The 15,127-nt window shown below is 43.9% G+C and carries 3 protein-coding genes and 1 tRNA gene; all 4 read right to left on the bottom strand.

All coding sequences use genetic code 11. The features are described 5' to 3' along the window. Positions 1 to 26 precede the first annotated feature (26 nt). The 4 genes from WBM49_RS06475 to WBM49_RS06460 all read right to left on the bottom strand — a co-directional run bounded on the left by WBM49_RS06475 (position 27) and on the right by WBM49_RS06460 (position 15,127). Positions 27 to 98, bottom strand: a tRNA-Cys gene (locus tag WBM49_RS06475). Positions 99 to 153: 55 nt separating this feature from the next. Next, positions 154 to 510 (bottom strand): dihydroneopterin aldolase, encoded by a 357-nt coding sequence (folB, locus tag WBM49_RS06470; RefSeq protein ID WP_424371242.1) that lies wholly within the window; start codon positions 508 to 510, stop codon positions 154 to 156. Positions 511 to 554: 44 nt separating this feature from the next. Further along, on the bottom strand, positions 555 to 1,499 hold the full coding sequence (locus tag WBM49_RS06465) for a PorP/SprF family type IX secretion system membrane protein (RefSeq protein ID WP_424371241.1): 945 nt from the start codon (positions 1,497 to 1,499) through the stop codon (positions 555 to 557). 23 nt (positions 1,500 to 1,522) lie between these two features. Further along, the gene (locus WBM49_RS06460; RefSeq protein ID WP_424371240.1) at positions 1,523 to 15,127 is read right to left on the bottom strand and encodes a T9SS type B sorting domain-containing protein; all 13,605 of its coding nucleotides are present in this window, start codon (positions 15,125 to 15,127) and stop codon (positions 1,523 to 1,525) included.

The following is a 15,127-nucleotide window of genomic DNA, read 5'->3' as shown; positions in this document are numbered from 1 at the left end:
ACTATTCAATAGATGTTGATGGGTTGAGGCATCGGGTGGACTCGAACCACCATAAAAGCTGTTGCGCAGCTTTGTCTATCCAATTCGACCACAATGCCGGATGCTACAAAAGTACTAATAGAAGTAAAAAATACCGCATTAAGTAAGATATGTTTATCTAGTAAACGAGTAATTTACCGAAACGGAAGACACATCTCCGTTAATAGGTGGATTTATCTTAGAGACCTTTACCTTTCCTTTTTTCACCATCCCAATCTCAAGTAAGATACGATCCGCAATACGCCGGGCCACATGCTCCAAAAGCTTTGAAGGGATCTTCATTTCTTCTTTGACGATTTGGTTGATAAGCACATAGTCTGCAGTGTCTCCCAAAACATCTGTAGCAGCTGGTTTACGGAGATCTGCCTTTACTTTAACATTCACTCGGTAATCACTCCCAATGAGGGTTTCTTCTTCCAGACAACCGTGGTAGGCATATAGTTTAATGTTGCAAAGGGAAATAGTGTCCAAGCTGTATTTTTGAACTGCAAATGTAAGCCAAAACGTCTAGAAATCTAGTAGGTACAACGGCAATTGCTGAGACCCTGGAAGAGGTCCACGCCCAGCGTTACCACGTGGGTTCCCGTACTAAAACCAAGAATCTCATTCAGGATGATCTGATAGGAGTAGCCGAAGTAAAAATTGTTCTTTTTTAATCCCATGATGGGGGCTATGTAGAGAGGGCTACCAATCTGGTCGTTTAGGAACCTGTACGTAACACCGGCATAATAGTAATCTTCAAAATCGTACCAGCGGAATTTTACGTTAAGATCGGTGACAGAACGGCCATCACTTTCAAACCATTGAAAGAATACAGAGGGTTCAATTTCCAAGCGGCTGTTCTTATTCTTGGTATATCTGTAACCCGAATAAATATAATAGTTGCGCAACCTGTTCGGCTCAAAAACCGGATTAAACTTGGTAAGGTCCTTATCCAGTAGGTTGGATGCGTTGACACTGAAATAGAACTTGTCTTTTCGGTATAGGACCCCTACGTCAAAATTATGATTGGTGGTAGCCCTGTCATCGGTCACGTTAGGGTCTGGCCCGTCAAAATTTTCAATGTCTATTCTAAATTGATTGAAATTATAGGAGATCCCGAAAGAAACGAACTCATCGTCGTATCTGTCTAATGTTAAATGGTGAGCAAAGGAAAGCCGCGCACCACGTTGCTTGGTCTCTCCGTTACTATCATTGTACAATAACATTCCAAGACCCGATCTGTTACCTATTCTGGCGTCGGCCGCAAGAGATTGAGTATCCGGGGCATCTTTTATCCCTACCCACTGGGTTAGGCCATTTACCCGGATCTTGATATGGTCACCAATACCCGCATAAGTGGGAGACATCACAAAGGGATTGTCTGCCAAATACTGAGAAAGCTGTGGCAACGTAAGCTCTTGCCCCCTGGCAAACACCGAGCTTACTAGTAAGATTCCAAATATAATATACTTACGCATAGTTGTGTTTCGGTTAAATTCTCTTATCTGTAGAGTGTAAAATGTCCTACAAATTCTCTGTCATCTCGCTCTCCATTTAGTTTTACCACGTACCAGTAATCGCCCGTAGGGAGCATGCTGCCTTGGTACATTCCATTCCAGCCTGGTGAGTTTAACGTAATTCTATAGAGCTCTCTACCATAACGGTCAAAAACGATGGTTAGTATTTCCGGAAAGCCCTCCATATTTCTTGGGATCCAGGCGTCATTCATACCATCTCCGTCTGGGGTAAAGAAGTTTGGCAATTCAATGTCTATGAATTCCATCGCGATCTGAGCTTCCACCATACACCCGTTAGCATCAATTACCTGAACCGTAAAGGTGTCGGTTCGATTAATGTAATAAGTGTTATCAGTACCATTGTCTTCCCCGTCAAAAATAAAGGTGTAGTCTTCAAGACCTCCAGTGGCAACTGCTGTAATTTCATTGATGTTGTTTTGTTCCAGAATCAGTGTTAAAGGTTCAAAGTTTTCGATCTCAAAATCTATTGTCTGAACACATCCGTTGGCGTGTGAAATGGCAATATAGTGTGGCCCCGGAGCGGTATTGGTAAAGTCGGGATTTAGTTGCATATCTGCAGGATCTGTAGAATCGAGTGCATACATGATAGATCCGAGAACCGTTGGGTCTTCCATGGTGATATTCAGATAATTATCCGGAACAGCACCAGTACATTCGTAAACAGGCTCAACAATTCCATTTAAATTTACACCAGGGTCTATAACCACAATTACATTGGCCTCACAATCCTGCGCATCCCTGATAAATACCACATAGGTGCCCGCGGCAAGGTCCGAATAAAAGAATTGGTCCTGAACAAAGGCAGTATCTACCGTAGTATTTAAAGCCGTTCTGTAAGGGGCTGTACCCCCGGAAATACTTACCGTAATGGTGCCATCTTCACTTCCTGCACATATCTCAGGCTCGGCTATATAAGTTGCCGTTACAGGCGCAGGCTCAGTAATGGTGAACTGGAATGGGATAAAACATCCGTTTACATCCTGTGCGATCACATCGTAAACTCCAGGAGCCAGCCTGTCAAAGGTGTTAATGGTATCAAATTGATTAAGGTTTGGCGTAATGGCATACAAGATGTTCCCTGTGCCACCAGACACTTCTACCGTAATGGTACCATCTCCTTCACCAGCACAGGTAACATTGGTAAATTCTTGCCTGTCTATTTGAAGTGGGAGTGGCTCAGTGATGATGATCTCATTGGTCACCTCAACACAGTCTACACTCACAACTCGTATATAATAACTTCCGGCAATTAATCCGCTGAAATCTCCATTTGGCTGAGGACCAACCAATAGGTTCGTTAAGGCGGCATCCGAGAACAATTCATAAGAATAATTCCCTAAGCCCCCCGTAGCGTCAGCAATAATAGTTGCCGTAGCCTCTCCCATACAGTTGATCATGGCAGCACTAAGGTCTAATCCAATAGTAAGCGGGGGTACCGGATCTATTGAAACCTGGTTAGAAATACTGGCCTCGCATCCAAAAGAATCGCGGACATAATATTGATATACTCCTGCAACCACTGTAAAAGTATGGGTGTTGCCACCAGACATTGGGGAAAACACAATATTATCTGTACTGTATTCGTAGGGCGCGGTGCCCCCTGTAGCCATAAGGGTTATTTGAGCGTCATTGGTACATGTAAGCGGGCTGATCTGGATTAAAGAGCTTTCAACATCCGAAGGCTCCGCAATAGTAACCTGGATCGTTTCCACACCACAATTCCATCCGTCTGAAACCGTAATACTATAGATACCGGCGCCGATATTATTGAAGACGGGACCAGACTGTCCTCCACTCGAAAAATCGATCACCGCACCCGTTGGGTCGTAATAGTTCAATCTATACTGATATACTCCCTGACCACCTAGCACATTAATTGCCGTGATAGTGGCATTAGTATCTCCATAACATACAAGAGTGGTTGGAGTAGCTGTAATATCTGCCGTGATAGGAGCTGGTTGTACCAAGGTTTCCGTATCACTTAGAATACATCCTCCCGCATCCGTAATATCGATAGTGAAATTACCTGCAGAAAGTCCGGTAAATGTCTGGCTATTCACTCCGGATACGGTATAAACCTGACTAGTAGTTGTATTGGTCAAAACAATATCATAAGGAGCATACCCACCAGATGGATCTACTAAAATTTCACCCTGGTCATTGGTACAGGTAACATTTGCAACCTGGTTTACCGTAGCTACCAAGGCAGAGCTTGGAGAAACTATCGTTATGATATTACTGTCTTCCACACACAAAGGCAGGGCCGTCTCTGTAATACGCACAAAGTAGTTCCCTCCAGGCAGGCCATTGATGGTCAAAGGATTAACAGCTGTGTCTCCGCCACCTGTGATGCCAGTTGAAACTGAGGCGCTCGTAAATATTTCATAGTTATATGTTCCGGAATATCCGGTTACGTCTATTTCTATCGCGCCATTAGAATCTCCATAACATACAACCGGAGTTGTTGCGATGGCCACCACATCAATAAGATCATATGGAGCAATGATGTAGGGCGCGGTATCTATATAACAACCCGTTACGGTGTCCGTTATTCTGAATGTATAACTGCCAACAGTTGTAAGGTCGAATTCTGCAGTAACATTTGTGGGAGTGCCGGTTAATGAACCATTTGGGTTTCCAAGTGGCAACAACTCAAAAGTGTATGCATTTAATGGATCTCCATCATCAGACACGGTGATAAGTACCTGTTCGGGGTTTGCACAGGAGATCGCGCTTACCCTAGAAACAGCCGCAGAAAATACGTTTAATGGATCAATAACAACAGCTGTTGATGTAGCACAACCGTTTGCATCTAACACATAAACCGTTATATTCTGAGTACTGCCGTTATCAACAATATCGAAGGTATTGGCTGTCTGATAGTTTACATTGTCTATACTATACAGATAAGGGCTTGTACCCGCACCTACAGGCACTGTAGCTGTTATTGTTGACGTATTTACTGTATTATTCGGATTACAATAGAACACGGTAGCTGTAGCAGAAACCGTTAGTAGGGGCGGTTCTCCAACAACAACGGTTTCCCGCAAAGAACATCCTTTGCTAGAAATAGCCTCTACCTCATAAGTTCCCGAAGGAAGGCCGCTGAACACAGGATCGGTTTGGGGACCGGCATAGAGCACAGCTGCGCTATATAAATTATAGGTATAGATTGGGTTATCATTAACACCGGGAGCACTTGCTGATAAATTAACAGTAACCGTACCATCACTCATTCCGAAACACGAAACATCCACAATGGTATGTGTGTCAAAGGTCACCGGAGTTGGGGCCACCAGTACCTCTGAAATATTCTTCACGCATACAGGATTTGTGGTGTCCAGATCTGTTACTACAAAAGTGTAAGTTCCAACCTGATCTAAGCCAACAAAGACTCCTGTGTTATTAGATACCGTTGTTACCAAATCCGGGTACGTAACAGTAAAATCAAGATTAGCAGATCCACCGCTAACGGCAATGGTTATTTCTCCATCAGGATTTACGGTACAATCTAACGGCTTCACAACGGCACTTACAAGGTTCATTTCCTCGTAGAGCACTTCAGGGCCAACCAATGCGGAACAAGACCATTGGTCAGTGATCTGCACCTGGTAACTACCCGCACCAAGACCACTAAAAACAGTAGTTGTCTGTGGCGCACCAAAAGCAGCGCCATCTTTTATCAATTGGTAGGTATAATTAGACCCCTGTCCTCCGGCCGTTCCAATAACCTCTATCTCTCCTTGAAGATTAACACAGTTTTCCTGATTTATTTGCAGGCTTGCCGTTATGAGTGCCGGATCTGCCAACACAAGGTTATTCTGAATCATTTGTTGACAGCCATTCGCGTCTATAACCCAGGCCTCATAGGTTCCGGCTGCCAGGTTTTCGAATCGCGGGCTAACTACATAATCCCCTGCTCCTGTAGGAGGTACTAGACCCACATAGTAGGAGTAACCACCCCAACCACCAAGGGCATCTGTAATTTCAATGATACCGTCATTCCCTAAACAACTTATAGGTGTGACATCTGCATTACCGGTAATAGCGGCATTGGGCCCAAGTATATAAAAGGGCTCTGTATTGGTACAGAAGGGAAAATTAGTCTGCGTAATGGACACATAATAATTACCAGCTACTATATTGATTACTGGCGTAGGCCCGTTACCAACCTCAGATCCTGTTGCGACAGATATATCATCAGCTAAGTTAGAAGGGGTGCCATTGGTATCCCAGATTTCCCAGTCAAAATCGCCGGGATAGGTGGCGTCTACAAGCTCAAATGTTACTTCTCCTGTGGCAGTTCCGTAGCAAATGACATCGCTTGTTTTGACTACATCAATGGTAAAGGTATTTGGATTTGCCAATGTCTCTGAAGCCGATATAACACAACCGGTATTTATATTTCGTATCAGAAAATTGTATACCCCGGCATCCAATCCACTAAAAATATTAGAAGCTTGGTAGCTTACGCCATTATTTATACTGTATTCGAAATTAGCCGGGTTATTAATGATTGAAGTGGCAGTGATTGTAATTTCACCATCCATTCCAGGATTACAACTAATAGGGTTGGTAATAGCCGCCGTAGCTGTTAATAATTGATCGAAAGGCACGATCACAGCACTGGCTGTTCCAACACAACCATTGGTGTCGTACACATTTATTGTATAACTTCCACCAGCTGTATTCGTTTCAATGTAGGTAACATTAGGACCTGTTTGAACAACAACATCATCACCTGGCGCAGGGGTTCCCTGATCATTGACGAATTCATATACTACGTAAGTGCCACTGCCCCCGGTTATTGCTGCACTGTTAATCGTAATAGAGGCATTACTGGTAGTATTTCCAGCCACGCATGCAAACTCAACAATTGTTGGTGCTGGGATTACCAGCACTGCAGGCTCATTAATAATAATATTTGCAAGAATGGTTATGCAATTATTTGCTCCCGTTGCCGTGATGGAGTACGTATCAGGAGGTAAATTTTCAAAAGTATTTGTTGCCGCATTAAAAGAACCCGCAATGGGTGAAATAGTATATGTAAGTGGGGTAATACCATTATCTACAGCCGTAAGCGTAATGGTACCATCATCTGCTCCGTTACATGTAACATCGGTATGGATTTCCGTATAAACCGGAACAATAGCAGCCGGGGCATCTACATCGATAGTGCGCTGGCAATTTGGCACTGGCGTGCCTACATCATAAACTATTACACTGTAAACACCGTTTGCGCTGGCACCGGTCCAAACATAAGGATTTGATGGCAGTGGAATCCGTCCCTGATTAATAGGACCAACTATTTCATATTCATAGAAACCGGAGCCAGAAATCACATTTATGGTAATTTCAGCATTATTATTAGGAGGGGTGTCACAATCTAAAAGCTCTGTTTGAATGGCAGTAAACTGCAATGGAGGATAGATTGTTATTATTTCGGTTTCTCCACAGCCGTTAAGATCCATGATCTCTACGGTCTGCCCCGCACCGGAACTCAGATTTGTAATGGTATACTCGTTGCTTCCGTTAAATACTATGTTTTGAAAGGGACCACCATTAACACTTAAAGCGTAAGGACCTATACCCGCCTGGTCTAATGTAACCATAACCTCAAATGCGCCTTCAACCGCGCAGTTAGGCACAAGCGTAAGCAAAATTTCCGGACTTGGATCCAGGGTAACAGGCACTACATAACTCTGCCCACAACCAAATTGATCCTGAATAGTGACCGTATAATTACCTGCTGGTGAACCAGTAGCTATTTCAATTGGATTATCGGTGGTGCCAACAATAGGAACAAATGGCGCTGGCCCGGTCACATCATAAGTGAATTGACCCCCTCCACCTAAAATATTGGTGACTTGAATTAGCCCCGGTGAGTTACAAGAAATATTTTGAATAACATTTACCGTTGCCGTAATAGCGTCTAGCTCTTCGATGAGAATATTCTCACTACCGGAAGTACAATTATCTGCGCCACCGCCGGTTACTTCCGTTACAACAATATAATATTCACCAGGCCCAAGACCGTTCACAACAATCGTTGGACTGTAAGGAATATTTCCACCACTCGATTGAACAATACCACCAGAGGGAACATCATACAATTCCCAGCGCATATTGGGTTCAATATTGCCATCTGTATCGGTAAGCGTATAAGTAATTTCGGCATCATTTGCCCCAAAACAAGAAGGCTCATAGGTTGCGTCTATCTCAATAGGGTTGGTCGTGATATCATTTACATTTACATTACTCTGCCTTATACAACCCGTGGAATCCCTGACATAAAAGACATAAGTTTTTCCTGGAATAAGACCAATCCAGGTGTAAGATCCTGGCAGAGCTGCGGTCCATCCTGCAGTAGCCGGATTGAAGGAAGCAGGGTCGTCTGTATAGGCGTACTCATAGTTTGGAACACCTTCGGTACCCTGTACCGTAACCTGTAGTTCATTACAGTTAACCACAATAGTAGAAATACTGATATCCAGATCATCAAGAGGAAAAGGAATAATATAGCGAGGCAAATCTACCTGACAAACCGTATTCCCCAGCCCATCGGTTGTTCTTAGTGAAGGATATACGCTTGTTCCTGAAAAATAACCGGTTAATATGTCGGTGGTACCCGGAATGCTATTATCTCCGGTCCATGTCAATCCTCCGTCCGCACTAAATTCAATTAACCCTAGGGTTGCAGGATAGTTTATAAACTGGAAGCCATAATCATTTGGATCTAGGCTGCCACAAGCCGCAGGCAATATGGGCACTATGTCGGCTGTTAATTCATCAGGGTTGGTTATCGTTATGGGTGTGTCTGTGACAATACAGCCATTAACATCCGTAACAATTACAGTATAATCACCCGGCATTAAATTATAATAGGTTTTAACAGGGTTAACCACATTGTTATTTGTTTCATCGGATGCTCCTCCATTATCCAAATCTATAATTTGAAGGGTATACGGACCCACACCAGATGTGATATTCACATCAATAGAGCCTGCGCCATCATGACACTCCGGATCATTCGCTGTGGTGGTAAACACCAAAGGAATGGCCGGGTTAACGGTGACTGTTTCGACGTATTCACAATAAGGAACAACAGCTGAATTATCCCTGACATACACATCGTAGTCACCTGCATTGCCGGCGGTAACAGCGAACGTATTGGCCGGGGTAAATAATCCCGTTGGACTGGTTGTCGTAGGAACAAATGCGTATTCATAACTTCCATCACCACCAGAAGCTGTAACTGTAATGCTTCCATCAGCACAAGTACTTAGGTCTACTACATCAATAATGGCGGTTAATTGGGGATTAATTGTAATACTTTGTTGAACTCCCGTACAACCAAATTGATCCCTAACATCAATAGTATAGGTGCCAGTGGCCAGGTTCGTGAAGGTGTATGTAGTGGCTGTAGCAGGGCTTGGTGTAATCCAAGGTCCTCCATTTAGACTAAACTGAAATCCACCATTTCCTGGCAGAGATGTAATATCTGCCTGTATAGATGCATCGTTAGCTCCTGAGTAGCAAAGCGTAGGCGTAGTGGTAAATGTAGGATTTACTGGCGGCAATACAGATATTGGCGCATCAATAGGATCATCACAATTGTTAATATCCCTGGCACGAACAATGTAGTCTCCCGCAGGAACACTTGCAAAAGTAGTGGATGCCTGATACGGCCTAATAATGCCACCCACGGTATCCTCTAATTGATATAGATAGGTTGGGGTGCCACCTGTGGCACTTGCTGTGATTGTAGCCCCCAGATTGGAGCATGTAAAGGGCGCTGTAATGCTTGCAGAAGCAACTACCGGCGTTGGCTCTGTTAGCGTTTCTGAAAGTGCAATTAAACAACTGTTGTTTAAAACATCCCGCACATCAATGGTGTTAATACCAGCGGATAAGCCATTAACCACTATTGGGGATGAGGTTTGTGGGGCAGAATAGCCTCCCCCGTTTACAGAGTACTCAAATCCATTAATGGTATCAAAGTTGGTAATGGAAAAGGTAATACTACCATCAGCACCACCATTACAGGAAATGTTTGTAAAATTGGTCACTGAAGCATCAAAGGCATTGCCGCTGTTAATAAAAACAGGAGCGTCTACCGTGCAGTCACTTCCATAATCTACGGTGATCGTGTGACCTCCCACTATAACATTATAGAAAACATTGGAAGCCTGAGGCACTCCCCCATCCAGGATGTACATATAGGAAGGATCGTTTGGCAGTATGGTAATATTGCCTGTTCCGTCGCAATTATAGGTTAAGGTTGTTGTTACATTAGGCTCCACTGGAAGAGGCGCAATAATAACATCGGGCAATGTAATTGAACAACTGCTTGCATTGGCATCGCGCACCCTTATGGAGTATGCGCCGTCTATTAAACCAGAGAAAACAGCACCTCCCGTGGTGGCCGCTGTCCACACCCCGCCATTAAGGCTATACTGGTAATCTCCGGATCCGCCTGTGGTTGGTGTTATGCTTCCAACAGTAATTTCACCTAATTGGAGACAAGTATAAGCTTGTGTTTGAACAGCTTCAGCAGTTATGGGAGCCGGCTCTGAAACTATAATAGAAGAAGTTTCCTCGCAATTGTTGGCATCTCTGACTCGGATAGTATATGTCCCGGCAGCTACATTGACAAAATTTCCTGAGGGTTGATAATTTGCCCCATTGTCAATACTATATTGGTATGGCCCCATACCTCCAGCAGCGGTTATGCTTATGGTTCCGTTCGATTCACCAAAGCAAACTACGGGCGTACTTGTTGGGGTAATAGTAATTGGAGGATCCTGTGCAATTGTAAGGTCATAGGTAGCTTCACAGTATCCTACACCCCCATTATTGTCACGGACATAGACGTCATAATCTCCTCCACCTGTCACAGTTATAGGATTAATAACCCCAAAATCACCTGGAATTGGGGAAACACCATCAGCTACAATAGCAAACACATAACTACCGTCTCCTCCCGCAGCCGTTACGGTTACATCGGTTGCTGTTCCACAACTGGTGATATTTCCTGCAGCGGCAGTTACACTTAGCTCGGGATTAATGGTGATAGTAGCGGTATCAGTACAATTATTTCCATCAATTACATCAATGGTAAAAGTACCAGCACTCAAACCGGCAAATACATTATTTGTGCCGTATGTACCCCCGTTTAGACGATATTGATAATTTCCATCTCCACCCGAGGTAACGTTTGCCGTTAGCGTTAAGCCTGTAGCATCGTCATAACAAAAAGCATTCGGAGTAATAGCTAGCACTGGTGCAACAGCGGCATTTAGATCGAAGGTTGTGGTTATAATACAACCATTGGCATCGGTAACCGATGCGGTATATGTTCCAAACTGATCAAGTCCTGTAAAATTCCCCGAGGTGTTTGTTACAATGGTCACTAAATCAGGAAACGTTATACTGTAATTATAACCTCCCCAGCCATTTGAAGCCACCAGGCTTACTGTACCATCTGCAGTACAGGTTGGCTGCGTTTCGTTAGCGAGCAGGGCTAAGGCGGCGGCAGGACCGTTTATAGTTACACTGGCAGTATCGGTACAATTTGTATCTGTATCCGTTACTGTAATATCGTAGGTGCCTACAGCTAAGCCCATTAGTGAGATGGTCGCACTTGTTTCGGCCACCCCACTAAAACTAGCCGGACCGGTTACAGAATAATCATAAGAAGTAACAAACCCTGAAATGGTAAATAGGGCTTCGCCGTCAGTGTCCCCAAAGCAGCTAATATTACTGACCAATTGCCCTATGGCATTGATAGGAATTACAGGTGCAATAGTATAATTTTCTTCATAAACACAACCATTGGCATCGGTTACTCTGAAGGTATACGTATCCGGACTAAGTCCTGTGAAAAGGTTACTTGCGCCATTATTTACTACCGCTGGGGCAATAATATCATAAGTTATAGCACCCGTTCCGCCAGCAACTGTTAAGGTAACATCGGCTGTTTGAGCAGGGCAGTTAGGTGGGGTTGCAGCAAAAGAGATATCCGTTGGCGGATTAAGCGGAGCCACCACAACAGTGTTGGTTACAAACAGACACCCATTGGCATCTCTAACGGTTATCGTATAACTGCCATCTGTAAGCCCCACAAATGTTTCAGCACCGGCTCCGGAGAAGAAAGTAACCCCGTCAATACTGTATTCATAAGGGGCATTTCCACCGGTAGCGCCCTGCGCCTCAATAGTTGCATCTTGAAGACAAGTATATGGCTGTATTAATACCGCTGTAGCTGTAACACTATCTACCGGGCCACTTATAGAGAAGGTCTCAATAAAATCACAGATATCAGTCCCATTGGTTTGCGTCAGAGTAAGGGAGTAGTTGCCTTGTCCCAAACCTGTAAAATTACCTGAACCATTAGATGCCGTAGAGCTGTCGGGATAGGTCAGGGTGTACGAAAGCGTATAGCCGTTACTGTTGATAATATTTACAGAAACGGAACCGTCTGCCGCCCCAAAACACAATTCATCTACCGGAGTTATGGTATAGTCAACCGCTGGTTCAACAGTAATAGTTGCAACATTTGAAAGCTCCCAACAGTTGTTGGCATCTACTACAATAAACACATAATCGCCTTCTTCTCCATTTGTAAAGCTAAAATCGTTTTCAACCTGGAATTCTGCAGGGGGGATATCAGTAATATCGGTATAGGGGGTTACCCCATTGTAGCTCCAAATAGCATAGAGGTATTCCGGATTTGGAAAACCTCCGGAACCGGTTACGGTTATGATCCCATCAATACAGTCAATAGGCTTTGTGGTAGTGGCAATTGCAGCAAGATCTGTTACATCATTAATGGTAACTTGTTCGGTAAGATCACATCCGTCGTCTGTGGTAACCCTTACGTCATATATACCATCATTTAAGTTTTGAAAGGTATAGTTGTTGTCATTCGTAGGGCCATACGTGTCTACGATTGTCCCACCTTGTGATATTTCATAATAGTACTGTGGCTCAACGTCTAGGGCGGAGATGGAAATCTCCCCCAAACCGTTACAATCCGTGTCTTTTGTAGTAATGTCTAGTTGGAAATCTCTGGTGAGGATACCTATGTTCTCCAATCGGAAAATACAACCATCTGTTACCCCAACCTGTCGCATTTCTACCGTATAGGCACCATTGCTTCCAATGGTAAAGCTTGGCCCATTGTTGGCGCTGTAAGGCACAAGGATATTCCCATTGGTTGCATCCAGTAATTGGTATTCATAATCTGCCGGCATATTGGTTACCGTAATATTGCCGGGAGCGGCACAGATTAGATCTCTGGAATTATATTGAGGATCTAGCGGGTTCTTAAAGATGTTAAAATAGAACCTTGTAAAGCACCCGTTTTGGTAATTGATAATGAGACGATATTCCCCCGGATCCGAAGCTAAAAAGCTATTCCCCGTACCTACATTGTTCCAGGCACATCCGGAGTTCTTATTGGCACAATCGGCCCCAGCAGAGGAACAACTTGCCGTATCTAATTGTTCCCAATCTATGCTATCAGCATCGGGGATATTAATGGTTATGAGCTCGGTGTCATTTAATCCACAAAGGAATATTTTTGGTAATAGCTCCCCGTCATTGGGACAGGTAACAATCTCGCCTTCTACTGTGTTAGAGGTATCGTTTATAAGGTCTATGATAGGGTTTGTCTGTGTAAGACCAAAAGGCTCAACAGTAATGATCTCCTGAAATCCTTTACAAGGATCGGCTATGATTTTATCAACAATGTATATCCCAAGATCTGTTACCAACTGTGTACTCGGATCTCCGTCTGGATCCCCATCATCAATGATGGTATCTCCTGCGTCAATAAGACCATCCATATTCTCATCCCGGTACCAAACGTAGCTGTCAAAATTATCCCCTGCATCTAGCAATACATCCTCTCCACAGAGCTGGACGGTTCTGCTATAATCACAGCTTTCCAGATCGTCTAGTAAAAAGTTTGTCGCGCCCGGGGTTACAAAACCACAATTGTCAAAATCGGACACACTGGGATCATCTGTAATAACATTATTATTAATGACTCCCTGATAGGTTGAATAGGCCTGGTTTGGAATTTGATCTGTACATGCATCCACAAAATCAAAACAGTTTTCTGCCACCCTAACACGCATTCTGATCTCTCTTGTGGGATCTCCTTCTTCCACGATATTATCAGGAATAAAAAAAGAAATTTCGTGCGATATCGGATCGTATACATAGGTTACCCCCGCAGGCATTACGAGATTAGACTCGTCTATGGTGACATTCACGGGCAGGATGTCGCGCAACACATAGTTAGTGGCGTCATCGTTGCCAATATTTTCAAAGGAAAGCACGTAATCCAGGAGTTGACCCAGATTAACGCCCATTCCGGTAATATCGTTCCCCGCAATGTCTTCTACCTTTTTCTCTACGATAATATTGGGTTCAATGATCTCAATATTAAAAGAGTTGAAAAAGGGGTAATATTGATCTCCACTCGAGGTAAACCTTAGGGTTGCAGCGGTTTCTGAATTGGGAATCACGGAGTTGCCCGGGTTGTTTAACAGAAACATATCCGTATCGTACCCAAGGGTATTTACACTATTGGGATTTCGGTTGGTAGTGATAGCCCCGTTTAAAGTAATATTACTGTTAAAGAAGTTATTTGCAGGATTTACCCCGTTACTGATATTTGTAAAACCGGGTACAGTAGCAGAGCTGATCTGCATTCTATCTCCTGTGATACGGTTATCGCCCTCTAAAGCTGCCGCACCTATGTTAGCACGAACCGGTCCGGCCGGTATCGTGTTAAAACCAGCATAGTTGATATCTACCGTAGGATTGGCACTTCGAACCCTGGCAAAACCATCAAAAGTGGTAATTAGTTTCCCGGTAAGGGTGGGGTTTTCATATACAATAACGAGTGTCCAGCCTGCGGCGGCACCTCCTCCGGGGGATAAAGACCCAACTACAGAACGTACGTTGGCAATGGTGTAATCTCCGGTTGGATCCGCTAATGGAGTGATCAGTGCGGTTACATCGGCATAACAGGCATATGGGCTGTTTTGAGTTACAGAGGGGTCACCACTTGTAAATCCATCATATAGGACCTCATCGGCTACAATGTCTATATAGGCACCACCAGGCACCATAAATTTAACCTGATTGAAGTCGTTTTGTCTATTGGTTCCTACCGCCTGCCCTGCCTGTTCACTAGGATAGGTAGCGGACCAGTACAGTCCGGCGTACCTAATAAGGTTACAACTGGCATTAGGGAACGCAAAGGTGGCCGAGCTCGAACTAAAAGTAGTGGGGTCGCTGTCTATATCTATGTATTGCTGGTTGAGCCAGTCATTATAGGTAGAGGAATTACCTGTGGTATTGTATGGATCTTCAGGTTCGGTATTTCCTGTTCCACCATCTCGGTTCACAATATTGTTGGCTATAAAGGTAAGGTCGCCCTTGAGATTGTTCTGATATCGAATCTCGAAGTTGTTAAATTCCTGTGAATAGCCTACATAAGAAAAGAGGACTAAACAGGCCGCAAGTACTTTTTGGGTAAAGTTTGGTCTCAT

This window comes from Muriicola sp., assembly GCF_049669965.1.
Taxonomy (GTDB): Bacteria; Bacteroidota; Bacteroidia; order Flavobacteriales; family Flavobacteriaceae; genus Muriicola.
The sequence above is the reverse complement of the archived record's forward strand: the minus strand, read 5'-3'. Positions and strand labels throughout refer to the sequence as shown.

What these genes read in the sequence shown, in the direction of transcription:
- WBM49_RS06460 (WP_424371240.1), bottom strand. Translation starts at nt 15,127, where the DNA reads ATGAGACCAAACTTTACCCAAAAAGTACTTGCGGCCTGTTTAGTCCTC.
- WBM49_RS06465 (WP_424371241.1), bottom strand. Translation starts at nt 1,499, where the DNA reads ATGCGTAAGTATATTATATTTGGAATCTTACTAGTAAGCTCGGTGTTT.